Below are 17,413 nucleotides of genomic sequence, written 5' to 3'. Positions count from 1 at the left end.
GCGGACTGAGGCGGCCGGTGTTTACAGCCAATCACGCGGCTGCAAAAAGTCCGCAAGCAAACGCGCTTCGGGCGAGCCCTCTGGGTCCTGGCGCTGGTAGCTCCAGCTCGCCAGCGGCGGCATCGACAGCAGGATCGATTCCGTGCGCCCGCCCGACTGCAGGCCAAAGTGGGTGCCCCGGTCCCAGACCAGGTTGAACTCCACATAGCGCCCGCGCCGGTAGAGCTGGAACTCGCGCTCGCGCTCGCCATAGACCTCGTCCTTGCGGCGCTGCACGATGGGCACATAGGCCTTCAAAAAGGCATCGCCCACCGACTGCAGCATTGCAAAGCCGCCCTCAAAGCCCAGCTCGGAGAAGTCATCAAAGAAGATGCCGCCGATGCCGCGCGCTTCGTTGCGGTGCTTGAGGAAAAAATAGCTGTCACACCACTGCTTGAAGCGCGGGTACAGCTCGGCACCGAAGGGCGCTACCGCATCGTGGCAGACCTGGTGGAAATGCTGCGCATCCTGCGCAAACGGGTAGAACGGCGTCAGATCCATGCCGCCACCAAACCAGCAGGTGGCCGGCTGGCCGGGGTGGCCTGCGGCAATCATGCGCACATTCATGTGCACCGTGGGCACATAGGGGTTGCGCGGATGGAAGACCAGGGACACGCCCATGGCCGTGAAAGGGGCACCTGCCAGTTCCGGCCGGTGCTGGGTGGCCGAAGGCGGCAGCTGCGGGCCCCGCACTTGCGAGAAACCCACGCCTGCGCGCTCAAACACCGTGCCGCCTTCGAGGATCTTGGTCAGACCCTGGCCTTGCAGCTTTTCGCCAGGTGCCTTTTGCCAGGCGTCGGCCAGAAAGCGCACGGCGCTGCCCGCCTCCTGCTCCAGCGCCTCAACGGCCTCGGTGATCGAGGCCTGCAGCGACTGGAGATAGGCGGCCACCGCCAGGGCCTGGGTTCCAGCGTTCACTTGGTCAACGGACGAGGACAGCACGGGCCTGGCTCACTGTGGGCTTGTTGGCAGTCACTTGACCGCGCGGTAGCCGATGTCATGGCGGTATTGCGCGCCATCGAAATGCACCTGGGCGGCAGCGGCATACACGCGCTGCTGCGCCTGCTTGACGTTGTCGGCCAAGGCGGTCACGCACAGCACGCGGCCACCGCTGGTGACGGGCTTGCCATCCTGCACCGTGGTGCCGGCGTGAAAGACCATCACCTCTTCTTCATCCTCGGGCAGGCCGGTGATCACATCGCCCTTGCGGGGAGCGTCCGGGTAGCCATGGGCGGCCATCACCACACCCAGGGCCGTGCGGCGGTCCCACTGCAGCTCGATCTGGTCAAGCTTGCCGTCGGTGGCAGCCTGCATCACATCGACCAGATCGCTCTTGAGGCGCATCATGATCGGCTGGGTCTCAGGGTCACCCATGCGGCAGTTGAACTCCAAGGTCTTGGGGTGCCCCGCCTTGTCGATCATCAGGCCCGCGTACAAGAAGCCGGTGTAGGGAATGCCGTCTTTTTCCATGCCACGGATGGTGGGCAGAATGATCTCGCGCATCGCGCGGGCATGCACATCGGCCGTCACCACCGGGGCGGGCGAGTAGGCACCCATGCCGCCGGTATTGGGGCCCTGGTCACCGTCTTTGAGGCGCTTGTGGTCCTGGCTGGTCGCCATGGCCGCCACGCTCTTGCCGTCGCACAGCACGATGAAGCTGGCCTCTTCGCCGTCGAGGAACTCCTCGATCACCACACGGGCGCCGCCGTCGTTATGGGCAACGCCGTACTTGTTGTCCACCAGCATGAAGTCCACGGCATCGTGCGCTTCCTGGGCCGTGGTAGCCACCACCACACCCTTGCCGGCGGCCAGGCCGTCGGCCTTGACGACGATGGGCGCGCCCAGCTTGTCGATGTAGGCATGGGCCGCCACCGGATCGCTGAAGGTCTCGTACTGCGCCGTCGGGATGCCATGGCGCGCCATGAAATCCTTGGAAAAAGCCTTGGAGCTCTCCAGCTGTGCAGCGGCCTTGGTCGGGCCAAAGATCTTCATGCCGTGCGCGCGGAACTCGTCGACCACGCCGGCGGCCAAAGGCGCCTCGGGGCCCACCACGGACAGCTGCACACCGTTGTCCTGCGCCCATTCGCGCAGTTGGACCACATCGGTGATCGGCAGGTTTTCTAGACGCTTGTCGCGTGCGGTGCCTGCGTTACCCGGGGCTACATAGACCTTGGAGACCTTGGGCGATTGCGCCAACTTCCAGGCCATTGCGTGTTCACGGCCGCCGCCACCAATCACAAGTACCTTCATAGCGCCGCGTTATGGTAAACATCTTGAACATCATCCAGATCTTCCAATGCGTCCAGCAATTTTTGCATCTTGGCCGCACCTTCCTCATCCAGATCTACGGTATTTTCGGGGCGCATCGTCACCTCGGCCACTTCGGGCTTGAAGCCCGCTGCCTCCAGCGCATTGCGCACCGCTTCGAATTCTGACGGGGGCGTCAGCACTTCGACGGCGCCCTCCTCGTCGGTGATCACATCCTCGGCGCCCGCATCGAGCGCCACTTCCATGATCTTGTCCTCGTCGGCACCGGGGGCGAACACCAGCTGCCCCAGGTTGCGGAACTGGAAGGACACCGAGCCTTCGGTGCCCATGTTGCCGCCGTGCTTGCTGAACGCATGGCGCACATCGGCCACCGTGCGCACGCGGTTGTCCGTCATGGTGTCAACAATGATGGCCGCGCCACCGATGCCATAGCCTTCGTAGCGGATTTCCTCGTAGGTCACCCCCTCGAGGTTGCCGGTGGCCTTGTCGATGTTGCGCTTGATGTTGTCGGCCGGCATGTTGGCCGCCTTGGCCTTGTCGATCGCCAGACGCAGGCGCGGGTTGGCGCTCAAATCCGCACCGCCCTGCCGCGCAGCGACCATAATTTCACGAATGATACGGGTCCATACCTTGCCGCGTTTTTCGTCCTGACGACCCTTGCGGTGTTGAATATTGGCCCATTTGCTGTGTCCTGCCACAGAATTTCCTTTGCTATTGTTTTATCTAGCTAGACTGCGATTTTACTTTTGACTTTGATGCTGGAGAGGAAACCTACGATGGCTGAACCCCTACTGGTTGCCAAAAATGGCACAACGGAGTGTTTTTTACTTCCCGGCCTCGCCAACCGCCACGGGCTGATCACCGGCGCGACCGGCACGGGCAAGACTGTAACCCTTCAGACATTGGCCGAGGGATTCTCGGGCATTGGCGTGCCGGTGTTCATGGCCGATATCAAGGGCGATTTGACCGGCATCAGCCAGGTAGGCCAGATTGGCGGCAAGCTCGCTGCCACCTTGCAAGACCGTGGTATTGACCTGCCCACGCCCAAGGCCTGCCCCACCACCTTGTGGGATGTGTTTGGCGAGCAAGGCCACCCGGTGCGCGCCACCATCTCGGACATGGGCCCGCTGCTGCTGGGCCGCATGCTGGACCTGAACGACACGCAGATGGGCGTGCTCAACCTGGTCTTCAAGATCGCCGATGACAACGGCATGCTGCTGCTGGACCTGAAGGACCTGCGCGCCATGCTCTCCTATGTGGGTGAGAACGCCAAGCAGTTCACCACCGACTACGGCAACATCAGCTCGGCCAGCGTGGGCGCCATCCAGCGCGGCCTGTTGCAGGTCGAGCAGCAAGGCGGCAGCAACTTCTTTGGCGAGCCCATGCTCAACATCGACGACATGATGCAAACGGTGGGCACGCAAGGGGTGATCAACATCCTGGCGGCCGACAAGCTGATGAATTCGCCGCGCCTGTATTCCACCTTTTTGCTGTGGATGCTGTCCGATCTGTACGAGAAACTGCCGGAAATTGGTGACCCCGACAAGCCCAAGCTGGTGTTTTTCTTTGACGAAGCCCACCTCTTGTTCAATGACGCACCCAAGGTGCTGCAAGAGCGCATTGAGCTGGTCGTGCGCCTGGTGCGCTCCAAGGGCGTGGGCGTGTATTTCGTCACGCAAAACCCGCTGGATATTCCCGACAGCGTGCTCGCCCAGCTGGGCAACCGCGTGCAGCATGCGCTGCGCGCCTTCACGCCGCGCGACCAGAAGGCCGTCAAGGCCACCGCCACCACCATGCGCGCCAACCCGGGCTTGAACATTGAAGCGGCCATCACCGAGCTGGCAGTCGGTGAGGCGCTCGTCAGCTTTCTCGACGAAAAAGGCCGCCCCAGCGTGACCGAGCGCGTTTATGTGCTGCCGCCTGGCAGCCAGATCGGCCCCATCAGCACCGAGCAGCGCCAGGCCTTGCTGAAAAATTCGCTGGTCGCTGGCGTCTATGACGCGCCGGTGGACCGCGAGTCGGCCTACGAGATCCTCAAGGCACGTGCCGGACAGGCCACGGCTGAGCAAGGCGGCAAGGCCAGCGCGGGCGCTGCAGGCGGCGCCGCAACCCCTGCTGATGGCGGCCTGATGGGCAGCATCAACGACATCCTGTTTGGCACCACCGGCCCGCGCGGGGGCAAGAAGGACGGCATCGTGCAGTCCATGGCCAAGTCCACGGCCCGCTCCTTTGGCACCAAGCTGGGCAACCAGATTCTGCGCGGCGTGCTGGGCAGCATCATGGGTGGCAAAAAATAAAACTGCCCGCCTGCGTGACCTGGCAAACCTGGCAGGCCTAACAGGGCGCAGGCAAAGAAAAAGCCGGCAATTGAACTGCACCCCAAAAGTTGGACATCCATCCAACCTTTGGGGTGTTTTTCATGGCGAAGTACGACGAGAGTTACAAGCTGGAAGTTGTCCAGGGCTACGTGCAGGGGCAGCATGGGTTCAGAGCACTGGCCCATGCTCACGGTCTCGACCAAGCGACAGTGCGACGTTGGGTAAAGAGCTACCAGCAGCATGGCCTATCAGGGTTGCGCAAGAAGTTCAGTCGCTACAGCGCTGACTTCAAACTGGCAGTGTTGCAGCGGATGTGGCGAGATGATCTGTCTGCACGAGAGACGATTACCTTGTTTGATATCCGGGGTGGCACGGGTGTCATCAGCGCCTGGGAGCTGCAATATCATGACGGTGGGCCGCAAGCACTTGCACCCCGGCCAAGAGGACGCTCCAAGAAGATGCCAAACCCACCCACAGCCAAGCCCGCACAGGCACAAGCAGTTATGTCTGCGGACGACACGCGTTCGCACGCAGATTTGCTCAAAGAGGTGAAGTACCTGCGCGCGGAGGTGGCGTACCTAAAAAAATTGGAGGCCTTGGTTCAGGCGAAAAAACAAGCTGCGCAGAAAAAGCGCGGATAGTGCTTGAGCTAAGGCCAGATCACGACCTCAAGGACTTGCTGCGGGCAGGTAAGCTGGCGCGCAGCACCTTCTATTACCAGGCTCAAGTGCACAGGAGAGGCGACAAATACGCTGAGCTCAAGGCTCAGATCCGATCTGTCTACGAGCTTCACAAAGGATGCTATGGCTATCGGCGCATTGCGCTTGAACTCAAGCGCAATGGCTGTCATGTGAACCACAAGAGCGTGCAGCGCCTGATGCAGGTAATGGGGATGAAGTCCCTGGTTCGGCCCAAGAAATATCGCTCCTATCGCGCCGGGCAGCACGCGGACGTGGCCAATGTGTTGCAGCGCCAGTTCATGGCCGAGCAGCCTAACCAGAAATGGGTGACGGACGTGACAGAGTTCAACGTCTTGGGTAAAAAGCTATACCTGTCGCCTGTCATGGATCTATTCAACGGCGAGGTGGTGAGCTATCAGATGAATACGCAACCGCGCTTGAAGATGGTGGGTGACATGTTGCGCAAGGCGCTAGGCAAGCTGGGCAGGGAGGAAAAACCATTGCTGCATTCCGACCAGGGCTGGCAGTACCAAAGTCGTGCCTATCGCCGCTTGCTGGCCGATCATGGCCTGGTGCAAAGCATGTCACGTCGGGGCAATTGCTTGGATAACGCAGCGATGGAGAGCTTCTTCGGAACCTTGAAGTCCGAGTTCTTCCACCTCAACAAGTTCAGCAGTGTGGCGCAGCTTCAAGAAGGTCTTCACCACTACATCCATTACTACAATCACCAACGCATCAAGCTAAAACTAAAAGGCCTGAGTCCGGTGCAATACCGGATTCAGGCCTTCAGTCCCTAGCTTCCAACTGTCCAACTTCTTGGGGTCAGTTCAAATGCCGGCTTTTTGTTCGCTTATGCGCTGCGCAGTCAAGTGCGATCGGTGCGTGCCAGGTGGTTTTCCAGTGCCCGCAGGCCCAGGGTCAGCATAAAGGTCATCAGCCAATAGGCGAGCGCCACAGCGAGGTAGGGCTCCCAGTAGCGGCCATAGGCGCCGGCCACGGTGCGCGCGGCATAGGCCATCTCGGCCAGGCCGATGGCCGAGACCAACGAGGTGTCCTTGAGCAACGAGATCATGTTGTTGCCCAGCGGCGGCAGCATGCGGCGAAAGGCCTGCGGAATCACCACATAGCGCATCATCTGGCCATGCGTCATGCCCAGCGACATGCCCGCCTGCTTCTGGCCCATCGCAATCGACTGGATGCCGGCGCGGAACACTTCGGAGATATAGGCCGCCGAGTTCAGCGTCAAGGCCACGACCCCCGACATCAGCGCGCCATGGTCCTGCTTGAGCGTGCGCGCCAGGTCACCGCTGATGAACAGCCCGTTGACCGGGTGCACGAACAAGGGCATCACGGCAAAATGCATCAGCAAGATCTGCACAAAGAGCGGCGTGCCCCGGAAAAAGCTGACATAGGCCGTCGATGGCCAGCGCAGCAGGTATTTGCACACGCCCTTCCAGGGCTGGTGACGCGTGTCGGCCAGGCGTGCCAGGGCCAGCATCAGGCCCAGCGCGCAACCCATGATCACGCAGGCCACCGTCATGCCGATGGTGACCATGGCACCCTGCCAAAACATCTGCTTGTATTCCACCAGGATATCGGGGCGGAACCAGCCGAACCACTCTACGGGGGTGTTGTTGTCCATCAATCCATTCCTTCAAACAAAATGACGGCCACAGGGCCGTCATTGCAACTGCGCCAAGCCTTGCCTTATTGGGGCTTGTAGTCCTGGTTGAACCACTTCTTGTAGATCACGTTGTAGCTGCCATCGGCGCGGATGGCGGCCAGGCCGGCGTTGATCTTGTCTTGCAGGGCCTTGTCGCCCTTGCGCACGACGATGCCGAAATGCTCCTTGGGGAAGCTCGCATCATCGACAGTCTTGAGCGCCGGGTACTGCGAGACGCGGTAGGCGATGACGCCGTTGTCGCCAATCGCCGCATCGACGCCGCCGGCGGCCAGCTCGGAGATGATCAGCGGTGTGCTCTCGAAGCGGCGGATATTGGCGCTGGTCTTGCCGACTTCGCGGCTCATCACATCGTCACCGGTCGAGCCGCTGACCACCGACACCTTCTTGTCCTTGAGGTCCTTGAGCGAGGCCACCGTGCTGTCCTTGGGCACGGCAATCAGCTGGCGGGCATCAAAGTAAGGCTGGGAGAAATCAAAGCTCTGCTTGCGCTTGTCGTTGATGGTCACGCCGGAGATGACAAAGTCCACATCGCCATTGTTGAGCGAGGCAAAGATGCTGCTGAACGGTGTGTTGACGATGCGCAGCTTCATGCCCTGCTGCTTGGCGATGGCATTGACGATGTCGATATCAAAACCCACGATTTGCTTGTCTTTGTTCTCGAACGCAAAAGGTGCGTAGGTCGCGCTCGAGGCCACCACGAGATCACGGCCCTGCGCTTGCGCCGCGCCCGCTGCCAACACCGAGACCGCTGCGGCACCGATGGCCAGCGCAAATTTTTTGTTCCACATACCCCAACCTTTAGCAACATAAGCCGATACAAGCGGCCGATTATACGTAAACGCCTATAGGCAACGGTGGTTACAGCCTGCCCGCCAGCGTTGCGCACAAGCTTGTCTGCCAGCCTCGCGAGCCAGGTGTCGGGCGCCGCAGCGACCCGCAGCGCTGCATGCAGCCTGCAGCACCCCCAAGGCGGACCACCAGAGCGACACCAAACCGCCAAAAAGCCACTACCATGAATCCCTCGATGCCTCTGCCACCCTGATCGACCATGAACGCCACCGCCGCCGCCACCCCGCTCCCCACTTTTGACGATGTGCAGGCCGCTGCCCAGCGCCTGCAGGGCGTTGCCCACCGCACGCCGGTCCTGCGCTCGTCCACCCTCGACCAATTGACGGGGGCAGAGTTCTTCTTCAAGTGCGAGAACTACCAGCGCATGGGCGCCTTCAAGTTTCGGGGCGGCTACAACGCGCTGGCCCAGTTCTCGCCGCAGCAGGCGCAGCGCGGCGCGCTGGCCTTTTCGTCGGGCAACCATGCGCAGGCGATTGCGCTGTCGGCCCGCATCCTGGGCATGCCCGCGGCCATCGTGATGCCCGAAGACGCCCCGGCGGCCAAGCTCGATGCCACGCGCGGCTATGGCGCCGAGGTCATCACCTATGACCGTTTTAGCGAAGACCGCGAGGCGATCAGCCAGCGCATTGCCCAGGCGCGCGGCATGACCCTGGTGCCGCCCTACAACCATGCCGATGTGATTGCCGGCCAAGGCACCAGCGCGATGGAACTGTTCCAGGACGTGCCCCAGCTCGACTACCTGTTTGTCTGCCTGGGCGGCGGCGGACTGCTGTCGGGCTGCCTGCTGTCGGCCAAGGCCATGGCACCCCAGTGCAAGGTCTATGGCGTGGAGCCGGAGGCCGGCAACGATGCCCAGCAATCGCTGCGCAAGGGCGAGATCGTCAAGATCGCCACGCCCCGCACCATTGCCGATGGCGCGCAGACCCAGGCACTGGGCGATCTGACCTATGCCATCATCCACCGCAATGTGACCGACATCGTCACCGCCAGTGACCCGCAGCTGGTGGACTGCATGCGTTTTTATGCCGAGCGCATGAAGATGGTGGTCGAGCCCACCGGCGCGCTGAGCCTGGCCGGGGCCCGCTTTGGCGGAGTCGATCTGCAGGGCGCCCGCGTGGGCGTGCTGATCAGTGGCGGCAATGTGGACCTGGGCCGCTACGCCCAATTGCTGGGCAGTGCCTGAGCCGCGGTTGGGACTGCAAAAGCCTACCATTCGGTAAATATATTCACCGGCAGCGCACGGCCACAGAGCGGCACTGCTACCATTGCGGCCAAAAATGACATTGGCAACTACCATGAGCACCGTTCACCTCATCGACCACCCGCTGGTCCAGCACAAACTCACCCTGATGCGCCGCAAGGAGGCATCGACCAACAGCTTTCGCCGCATGCTCGGCGAGCTGTCCACCCTGATGGCCTACGAAATTACACGCGATTTCCCGCTGCAGGATCTTGAGATCGAAACCCCGATGGAAAAGATGGTCGGCAAGGTCATCGATGGAAAGAAGCTGGCCCTGGTCTCCATCCTGCGCGCCGGCAATGGCTTTCTCGACGGCATGCTCAACGTGGTGCCCGGCGCCCGTATCGGCCACATCGGCCTCTACCGTGACCCCGAAACGCTGCAACCCGTCGAGTACTACTTCAAGATGCCCGACAACATGGGCGAGCGCGATGTGATCGTTGTCGACCCGATGCTGGCCACCGGCAACTCGGCCGCCGCCGCCGTGCAGCAGCTCAAGGACAAGTGCCAGCCCAAGTCGATCAAGTTCATGTGCCTGCTCGCAGCCCCTGAAGGCATCAAGACCATGCAGGCCGCCCACCCCGATGTGGACATCTACACGGCCGCCGTGGACCGCCAGCTCAACGACCACGGCTACATCCTGCCGGGCCTGGGCGACGCGGGCGACCGCATCTTCGGCACCAAGTAAGCCCAGCCACACCGCCTGCCCACCGCGCGCTGGGCATGCGAGGTCCGACGACGCCGCAGCTTGCCCATGGCAGGGCGTAGGACAAATCGCACACCCAACACGCAGCAGCTTTGGTTAAATGGGCTTCGGGGCATCATTGCCGGGAGACCACACCATGAGCTACCATCTGCTGGTTTTTGCGCCCACTGCCGCGCCCAAGGAGGCGTCGGCCTTTGGTCTCTGGTTCCAGGCGCAGACCGAATGGCCTGAGCACCATGACTATGAGGACCCGGCCGTCGCCACCTTGTCGCTCAAAGCCTGGTGCCTGGATATGATGCAGCGCTTTCCCCCCCGGTCAGGCCCTTACCGGGAAGAACTCCCACCCGAAGACAAAAGTCTGCTCGCCGACTACAGCATTGGCCGCAATATAGTTTTTGTGGCCGTGCAGCCGTCGCAGGCCAAGGCCGCACTGCAATTGGCGCGTGCGCTGGCAGCGCAGCACTGCGTGGGCCTGTACGAGGCCAGCGCATCGCCAGCCGCCGTGCGCCTGCCCGATGGCAACAATGGCTTGCAGGCGGCGTTTGACTGCAAGCCGGACATGGGCTGAGCAGGCCTCCAGAGTCAGCGCGCCGACTCGCTATCGCGGGCCTTGAGCACCATGCTATTGCCCGAGATGCTCACATCAAAGTAGCGCAGGAAGTTCTGCCCCAGCAGCGCATCGCGTGCGCTCTCACCGGTGTAACCGGTGCCCACGCGCAAGTCGTTGACGGCCAGCGGCCCCACTTCGATACGCTCGGCCCGGCTCATCATGCCCTGGCGCACGCCATTGGCCGTCTGAAAGCTGATCGGCACGCCTTCGCCCAAGTTCGCACGCTCGGCCACCGTATCGGTGATGCTGATCAGGCTGGCGCCAGTATCGACCATGAACTGCACCGGCACGCCGTTGACCGAGCCTGCGACGCGAAAGTGCCCGTCGCGGTCGCGGGGAATCTCCAGCACGCCATGGGCCATGACCTTGCCTTCGCTGGGCTTGCGGTAGACCTCGGTCACCAGGTAGATCGCCAACATCACGCCAATCCAGATGGCCAGCAGCAGCCAGGTCGTGCGCCGGCTGGCATCGGGTGGCGTGCGCACAGACCCTGGGCCGCCAGCGGGCTGCGGGCTGCCCGGCCATGGCGATGGATGCGCCGCGCCTGCGGGCTGTGCTGAAGAGGAGGAATTGGGGCGTCGGGTGCGTAAACGGCTCATGGATCAGGATTTTTTGCCTACGCAAGCAAACTGTGCGACGGCCGGTGACAAAGCATAAATCATACTGGCATGGCCCGGGCCACGCCGCTGCACTGTGCGCGCGGGCTTGTCGCGCTTCATTGGCGCCCGGCCGCAGCCGCCTGGCGGACAAGGTGAGCAGCAGGGACCGGGCTGGACTGGGGTAGGATTGCCGCCAGTTATCACCCTGCCCTGTTATTCATGACCATCGACCGTCGCCATTTGCTGCAATCCCTGGCGGGCTTTGCCGCCGCCGCTGCCCTGCCTGCGGGCTGGACCAACGCCCATGCAGCCCAGGCCCATTGGCCCAGCAAACCCCTGCGCTTTATCGTTGGCTACCCGGCGGGCTCCTCGCCCGACATGCAGGCACGCATGATCGCCCAGCCGCTGGCGCAGATCCTGGGCCAGCCCGTGGTGGTCGACAACCGGCCCGGTGCCAGCGGCAATATCGGCGCTGACCAGGTGGCCCGCGCGAGCGATGACCACAGCTTTGGCATTGTGGGCAATGGCCCGCTGACCTCGTCGCAGGCGCTGTACGCCAAGCTGCCCTACGACCCGGTCAAGGACTTTGCGCCGCTCGCCCTTGTGGGCGTATCGCCGCTGGCCTGGGTGGTGCCCGCCAGCGCGGGTGCGCAGACCGACAAGGCGCTCGCCAGCCTGCGCCAAAAAGGCAATGCCGCCAGCTATGGCTCCACCGGCCTGGGCTCGGGCGGCCATCTGGGTATGGAGCTGCTCAAAGATGCGCTGCATTTCGAGGCCGTGCACATCCCCTTCACCGGTGCGCCCGGTGTTGTTGGCGCGCTGATGGGCGGCCAGCTCGACTGCGCGCTGCTGCCCATATCTTCGGTGCTGCCGCTGGTGCAAAGCGGCAAGCTGGCGGCGCTGGCCGTCACCTCGGCCCAGCGCACGCAGCTGATGCCGCAGACGCCCTCGATGCGCGAAATCGGCGCCCAGGATGTGAATATCGAAGTCTGGAATGCGCTGATGGCCCCCGCCAGCATGCCGGCCGCCATCCGCAGCCAGTTGAGCGAGGCCTTGCTCAAGGTGCTCAACACCGCCGATATCCGCGATCAGCTGCTGCGCCAGGCCTGGACCTTGGAGGACGCGTCGCCCGCTGCGCTGCAAACGCGCATCAGCAGCGACCGCAAGATGTACAACGCCTTGATTGCGAAAAAGAAACTGCAGCTGGAGTGATACCCGCGCTGCTGCAACACCAAGGGCCCTCGCAGGGCCCTTTTTTTGTGCGCTAAGCCGACTTAGCGGCGCACCTGCAACGCACCCGGGTTGACGATATTCGACGGCCGGCCCCTGATGAAGTTGACCACGTTGTCGAAAGCCACGCCAAAGTATTGCTCGTAGCTGTCCTGCTCGACATAGCCAATATGGGGCGTGCAGATGCAGTTCTCCAGCCGCAGCAAGGCATGGCCCTGCAGGATAGGTTCGCTCTCGAACACATCGACGGCCGCAATGCCGGGGCGTCCCCGGTTGAGCGCGGCAATCAGCGCATCGGGCTGCACCAGCTCGGCCCGCGAGGTGTTGACGAAGGTGGCCGAGGGCTTCATCTGCGCCAGGTCCTCAAAGCTGATGCAGCCCTTGGTCTGCTCGCTCAGGCGCAGATGCACCGTCAGCACATCGCTATTGGCAAAAAAGAACTGCTTGCTCGGCGCCACCTTGTGGCCGTCGGACAGCGCCTTGGCGCGCGAGCCATCGCTGCCCCAGACCAGCACCTCCATGCCAAAGGCCTTGCCATAACTTGCAATCAGCTGGCCAATGCGGCCATAACCCCAGATGCCCAGCGTGCGCCCACGCAGCACTGTGCCGAGGCCAAAATTGGGCGGCATATTGGCCGCCTTGAATCCCGACTGCTGCCAGGCGCCATGCTTCAAGTTGGCAATGTACTGCGGCAGGCGGCGTGCTGCGGCCATGATCAGCGCCCAGGTGAGCTCGGCAGGCGCAACGGGAGAACCCACGCCTTCGGCCACCGCCACGCCGCGCTCGGTGCAGGCCGTCAAATCCACATGGGAGCCGATGCGCCCGGTCTGGGCAATCAGTTTGAGACGGGGGAGCTTGTCGAGCAGCAGGCGGTTGATATGCGTACGCTCGCGGATCAGCACGATGATGTCGGCATCCTTGAGGCGCACCGACAACTGTCCTAAACCCTTGACGGTATTGGTATAGACCTTGGCCGAATAGGCGTCGAGAACGGATGCACACTGCAGTTTGCGCACTGCATCCTGATAATCGTCCAAGATCACTATATTCATAGGAAGACCATTCTCGTCGAACGCCAACCAGGCTGCTTTGCCCCACGCAAGCCACCTGTACACGGCAGCGCGCTGGCAACATTCACCGAAAAACCGGTTTCTGAGCACCGCTGAGTACCGCATCAGCTATGAACATCATAGCATTGAATAATCTCGGCCCTTTGCCATGCCCACCAACTGGCGACATGCCTGCAACAACAGGCGGCTGCGCCACCCGTCCGTGCCGCCGCGCGCTATGCAAATCTTTGCACAAGCCGGTGCGGGGGCGCTGTCATCGCCCTGGCCGCCTGCTGCGTTGTGCACAGTGCGTCCAGCGCCCGCCAGACTGTTGCTTTCAACGCAAATTTAGATGCCGGGGCGCTGCAACGCTAGCGCTGGCTCACGCCGAGCGCTATAACAATTGCTTGTTACTTTGCTTTGTTGGTTGATAGCACTATGACGAATTTGGTCGCTCCATCCCGCAGTCGTTGCCCACAACAGATGTTGGCGCAAACCATGCAGGAATGGGGAGGAACAGACGACCTCTGGGTATTTGCCTACGGCTCGCTGATCTGGCGCCCGGAGTTCGAATTTTTGGAATGCCGCCACGCGCGGGTTTTTGGCTGGCACCGCGCGCTCAAGATGTGGAGCCACATCAACCGGGGCACGCCCGAATGTCCGGGTCTGGTGTTCGGCATGTTTTCGGGTGGCAGCTGCCGGGGCATGGCATTTCGCATCGCCCGCCAGCATGTGCCCGAGATGATGCCCCGCCTGTGGCAGCGCGAAATGGCCACCGATTCCTACGATCCCAAGTGGCTCGATTGCCAGACCGAAGACGGCCCCGTCAAGGCACTGGCCTTTACGCTGTCCAAATCCAGCCCGCGCTGCACGGGCACCTTGAGCGAAGAAGACTACCGCCGCATCTTCGCCCAGTCCTGCGGCATTTATGGCACTACCTTGGACTACGCCGAGTCCACCTACACGGCCCTCAAGAGCCGGGGCATCCAGGACCGCGCCTTGGAGCGCCTGCTGCGCCTGTCCGCCTCACGTGCCCATGCGGGCCAGCAAGCGCGCAGCCTGCTGGGCCAGCCAAGCCTCAGCACAGCCAGCTCTGCCACTTAAACCCCATTGCAACTGCTGAACCAGCGCGCCTGGTGCGCTGGCCTGAAGGCTGATCTCCCTACAACTGCGCCAGAAAAACAAACACCCCGCCTTTCTACAGCCAGATGGCCACGGAAGCGAGGTGCATGTTGAGAACGGATGGACTGTCTTTGGTCCATCCCGGGCGGGAATGTGCAGCTTCCGCGCCCTATTCGCAAGTAACGGCTCCATGGAGGAGCCGTCTACTGGGGTGGGTTGCCGGATTCAGTATCGGCAAGCAGGAAAAAAGAGCTACTGGCGCCAGTGCTTAGCGCTTGCGATCACGTTCGTCTTCTGGCCAGATGCTGAAAACATTTGCGGTGGTCATGTGAACAATCTCCTAAAGATGGGTGTTCAACGCCGGGGCTGACGAGGCGGTTGACAGCAGGCCTTAGAAATTTAAATGTTTACACATTGTTTACCTAGGTTGATTTAACCCATGAAAAACAACGATGAGAAATGTATCAAAAACTTGATTTAGGCTACATTTTCAGCATGTTATTGATATATATCATTGGCTTAAATCGTAAACGTAGAAAGTAACTTAAATTTACAGCAACACCATTTGATGTTTAGTAAATATTGCGTTCCGTCGTAATCTTGACAAATTTCAGGTCATTTTGATTTTAAATCGTCAATTATTTAGCCATTTAGACGTAAATATGGACGAAAAATCGACTGCGCAGCCACCCTGACTGCTGCTTACAGAACCCGCCAAGCGCAGGTGTTCAACGCACAATGACCTGCTTTTGCGGGTTCCAGCCATGGTTCAGTGGGCCATGGCCCTGGCCGGTATGCACATCGGCACCCGATTCAATGGCGCCCAGAATGTACTGCCGCGCCAGGCTGACGGCGGCCGGCAGTGGCTGCCCCAAGGCCAGCTGGCAGGCAATGGCCGATGACAGGGTGCAGCCGGTGCCATGGCCGTTGTGCGTGTGGATACGGGTGGAAGCCAGGCGCAGGCGCGCGCCGTCGGCAGTGGCCAGCAAGTCCACCACCTCGTCGCCCGGCAAATGGCCGCCCTTGATCAGCACGGCCTGGGCGCCCAGGGCCAGCAAATCCTGCGCCGCCTGCTCGAGCTGGTCGGCATGCACCAAGCTGCGGCCCAGCAGCAAACCCGCTTCGTCCAGGTTAGGGGTGATGAGTGCAGCGCGGGGAAACAGCTCGCGCACCAGCTCAGCCACTGTGGCCTCGGCAATCAGGCGGTCGCCGCTGGTGGCGACCATCACCGGGTCCAGCACCACATGGGGCAAGGCATAGCGGTCAATCGCCGCAGCCACCACTGCGACAATCTCGGGCGCGTGGAGCATGCCGATCTTGACGGCATCGCAGCCAATGTCCTCCAGCACGGCAGCGAGCTGCTCTTGCAGAAAGACTGGTGGCACGCCATGGATGGAGCGCACGCCTTGCGTGTTTTGCGCCGTCAGCGCCGTGATCGCGGTCATGCCAAAGCAGCCCAGCGCCGACATGGTCTTGAGATCAGCCTGGATACCGGCCCCCCCGCCGCTGTCGGAGCCTGCAATCGACAGCACCCGGGCATAACGGGGCAAGGAGACAGGAGAAGATGGGGTCAGTGAGGCCATGGCTGCAGTCCAAAAACAATGCCGGGCAACACTGGCCCGGCCTGGGCAAAATTATCCACGATTGTGACGACGGCTTGACACTGCACGGTGGTTGCAGCGCAGCGCTGTGCTTTAATGCAGCTTGAGACGAAACAGGGGTGTCCCTGCAGCGCTTTGGCTGCAGCGCGACTGAGATCAGACCCTGGAGCGCGCCGCCACGGTAGCGCTCCGCAACCCGATCCAGGTCATGCTGGCGTGGGGAGTTTTCGGCAGCTGCGCGCACTGTTTTGTCTATTGCCAAGCACAAAACATGTCCTCTCCGCCCTTCATTTCTCCCCAATCCCACATCACCATTTTGGGCGCTGGCCTGCTGGGCCGGCTGATGGCGCTGGAGCTGTCGGGGCGCGGCTTTTCCATCGATCTGTACGACCGGGGCGGGCCGGACGCTGAGCATGCTGCAGCGCGCGTGGCCGCGGCCATGCTGGCGCCCCTGGCCGAATCGGCCGTGACCGAGCACGGCGTGGTGCGCATGGGCCATTACGGGCTGCAGCGCTGGCCCGCGTTGCTTGCGCAGCTGGAGGCGCCGGTGTTTTTGCAGCAGGCGGGCACCCTGGTGGTCTGGCACCGGCAAGACGCACCCGAAGCCCAGCGCTTTCATGGCATCTTGCAGCGCACGCAGGCTGCCATTCCGGAGCTGCCGCATTTGCAAATGCTGGACCGTGCGCAGATCGCCGAGCTGGAGCCAGCGCTGGCGGGGCATTTTCAGGCGGCCTACTACCTGCCGGGTGAAGGGCAGTTGGACAACCGCCAACTGCTGGCCGCACTGGTGCCGGCGCTGCAGGCCCGGGGCGTGCGCCTGCACTGGCACCAGGCGCGTGAACTGGATGACTTCTCGCCCGGTGCGCAGGGCCAGCCCGACCTGCTGATCGACACCCGCGGCCTGGGCGCCAAACCCCAGTGGAGCCAGCTGCGCGGCGTGCGCGGCGAGGTGCTGCGTGTGCATGCCCCAGAGGTGCAGCTGCGCCGCCCCACGCGCCTGATGCACCCGCGCTACCCGATCTACATCGCGCCCAAGCAGGACCACCATTTTGTCATCGGCGCCACCGAGATCGAGTCCGATGACATGTCGCCGGCCAGCGTGCGCTCGGCGATGGAGCTACTGAGCGCCGCCTACACCGTGCACAGCGGCTTTGCCGAGGCACGCATCCTGGAGATCAACACCCAGTGCCGCCCGACTTTGCCCGATAATCTGCCAGCCATCCGCCAGGTGCGGCCAAGGGTGCTGGAGGTCAATGGCCTCTACCGCCACGGCTTCATGATCTCGCCAGCGGTGCTGGACTGCGCGGTCGAGCTACTGCTGACCGGCCAATCACCCCTGGCAACGCGCTTCGATCTGGATGTGCGCCTGCTCGCGGGCGCCTGATGGCCCGCAGCCCCCTGATGAGCCTAGACAAATG

General features: G+C 62.2%; 16 protein-coding genes. 8 read left to right on the top strand and 8 right to left on the bottom strand.

All coding sequences use genetic code 11. The features are described 5' to 3' along the window. Nucleotides 1–21: 21 nt before the first annotated feature. The 3 genes from hemF to DCO45_RS09485 are packed head-to-tail and all read right to left on the bottom strand — an operon-like array spanning nt 22 to nt 3,005. A complete protein-coding gene (hemF, locus tag DCO45_RS09495) occupies nt 22–957 on the bottom strand; it encodes an oxygen-dependent coproporphyrinogen oxidase (protein ID WP_116925615.1) in 936 nt (311 codons plus the stop codon). Between the two features lie 54 nt (nt 958–1,011). Beyond that, nucleotides 1,012–2,289 carry a phosphoribosylamine--glycine ligase gene (gene purD, locus DCO45_RS09490; protein ID WP_116925614.1) on the bottom strand — a complete coding sequence of 426 codons (1,278 nt, stop codon included), beginning with the start codon at nt 2,287–2,289 and terminating at the stop codon, nt 1,012–1,014. Continuing rightward, nucleotides 2,286–3,005 carry a YebC/PmpR family DNA-binding transcriptional regulator gene (locus DCO45_RS09485; protein WP_116925613.1) on the bottom strand — a complete coding sequence of 240 codons (720 nt, stop codon included), beginning with the start codon at nt 3,003–3,005 and terminating at the stop codon, nt 2,286–2,288. The genes purD and DCO45_RS09485 overlap by 4 nt, the downstream gene beginning before the upstream one ends. 78 nt (nt 3,006–3,083) lie before the next feature. Here DCO45_RS09485 and DCO45_RS09480 point away from each other — a divergent pair, with 78 nt between their 5' ends. Both DCO45_RS09480 and DCO45_RS09475 read left to right on the top strand, forming a co-directional pair. Further along, on the top strand, nt 3,084–4,604 hold the full coding sequence (locus tag DCO45_RS09480) for a helicase HerA-like C-terminal domain-containing protein (RefSeq protein ID WP_116925612.1): 1,521 nt from the start codon (nt 3,084–3,086) through the stop codon (nt 4,602–4,604). A 122-nt stretch (nt 4,605–4,726) separates the two neighbouring features. Further along, nucleotides 4,727–6,102 (top strand): IS3 family transposase gene (locus DCO45_RS09475; protein ID WP_116925611.1). Its coding sequence is split into 2 segments (ribosomal slippage): nt 4,727–5,216 and nt 5,216–6,102, totalling 1,377 coding nucleotides; the frame shifts between segments, so codons are not numbered across the junction. Nucleotides 6,103–6,170: 68 nt separating this feature from the next. Here the strand turns inward: DCO45_RS09475 and DCO45_RS09470 are convergent. Next, complete coding sequence (locus DCO45_RS09470; RefSeq protein ID WP_116925610.1) at nt 6,171–6,947, bottom strand: amino acid ABC transporter permease; 777 nt, start codon at nt 6,945–6,947, stop codon at nt 6,171–6,173. Nucleotides 6,948–7,012: 65 nt separating this feature from the next. Next, the gene (locus tag DCO45_RS09465) at nt 7,013–7,777 is read right to left on the bottom strand and encodes a basic amino acid ABC transporter substrate-binding protein (RefSeq protein WP_021028432.1); all 765 of its coding nucleotides are present in this window, start codon (nt 7,775–7,777) and stop codon (nt 7,013–7,015) included. 260 nt (nt 7,778–8,037) lie between these two features. Between DCO45_RS09465 and DCO45_RS09460 the strand changes: the two genes are divergently transcribed. The 3 genes from DCO45_RS09460 (at nt 8,038) to DCO45_RS09450 (ending at nt 10,352) form a co-directional block, all read left to right on the top strand. After that, on the top strand, nt 8,038–9,021 hold the full coding sequence (locus DCO45_RS09460; RefSeq protein WP_116925609.1) for a threo-3-hydroxy-L-aspartate ammonia-lyase: 984 nt from the start codon (nt 8,038–8,040) through the stop codon (nt 9,019–9,021). Between the two features lie 112 nt (nt 9,022–9,133). Further along, nucleotides 9,134–9,766, top strand: a complete 633-nt coding sequence (upp, locus tag DCO45_RS09455; RefSeq protein ID WP_021028434.1) for a uracil phosphoribosyltransferase — start codon at nt 9,134–9,136, stop codon at nt 9,764–9,766. A 154-nt stretch (nt 9,767–9,920) separates the two neighbouring features. Then, a complete protein-coding gene (locus tag DCO45_RS09450) occupies nt 9,921–10,352 on the top strand; it encodes a hypothetical protein (protein WP_116925608.1) in 432 nt (143 codons plus the stop codon). A gap of 14 nt (nt 10,353–10,366) precedes the next feature. On the opposite strand, the gene DCO45_RS09445 is transcribed toward DCO45_RS09450, so the two are convergent. After that, nucleotides 10,367–10,993 (bottom strand): retropepsin-like aspartic protease, encoded by a 627-nt coding sequence (locus tag DCO45_RS09445; RefSeq protein WP_243419301.1) that lies wholly within the window; start codon nt 10,991–10,993, stop codon nt 10,367–10,369. A gap of 219 nt (nt 10,994–11,212) precedes the next feature. On the opposite strand from DCO45_RS09445, the gene DCO45_RS09440 reads away from it, so the two are divergent. Beyond that, the gene (locus DCO45_RS09440; RefSeq protein WP_116925607.1) at nt 11,213–12,205 is read left to right on the top strand and encodes a tripartite tricarboxylate transporter substrate binding protein; all 993 of its coding nucleotides are present in this window, start codon (nt 11,213–11,215) and stop codon (nt 12,203–12,205) included. Between the two features lie 62 nt (nt 12,206–12,267). Here the strand turns inward: DCO45_RS09440 and DCO45_RS09435 are convergent, their stop codons facing one another. Further along, nucleotides 12,268–13,275 carry a D-2-hydroxyacid dehydrogenase family protein gene (locus DCO45_RS09435; protein WP_116925606.1) on the bottom strand — a complete coding sequence of 336 codons (1,008 nt, stop codon included), beginning with the start codon at nt 13,273–13,275 and terminating at the stop codon, nt 12,268–12,270. A gap of 435 nt (nt 13,276–13,710) precedes the next feature. Here DCO45_RS09435 and DCO45_RS09430 point away from each other — a divergent pair, with 435 nt between their 5' ends. Further along, a complete protein-coding gene (locus tag DCO45_RS09430; protein ID WP_116925605.1) occupies nt 13,711–14,376 on the top strand; it encodes a gamma-glutamylcyclotransferase in 666 nt (221 codons plus the stop codon). Nucleotides 14,377–15,122: 746 nt separating this feature from the next. On the opposite strand, the gene thiD is transcribed toward DCO45_RS09430, so the two are convergent. Continuing rightward, on the bottom strand, nt 15,123–15,977 hold the full coding sequence (gene thiD / locus DCO45_RS09425; protein WP_116925604.1) for a bifunctional hydroxymethylpyrimidine kinase/phosphomethylpyrimidine kinase: 855 nt from the start codon (nt 15,975–15,977) through the stop codon (nt 15,123–15,125). A gap of 289 nt (nt 15,978–16,266) precedes the next feature. On the opposite strand from thiD, the gene DCO45_RS09420 reads away from it, so the two are divergent. Beyond that, the gene (locus DCO45_RS09420; protein WP_116925603.1) at nt 16,267–17,379 is read left to right on the top strand and encodes an FAD-dependent oxidoreductase; all 1,113 of its coding nucleotides are present in this window, start codon (nt 16,267–16,269) and stop codon (nt 17,377–17,379) included. The last annotated feature ends 34 nt before the right edge of the window (nt 17,380–17,413 follow it).

Origin of the sequence: Comamonas sp. JNW, from assembly GCF_003105075.1 — a bacterium.
GTDB lineage: Bacteria > Pseudomonadota > Gammaproteobacteria > Burkholderiales > Burkholderiaceae_C > Comamonas > Comamonas squillarum.
Note: the sequence above shows the minus strand (reverse complement) of the source record. Positions and strands in the feature narration are given on the sequence as shown.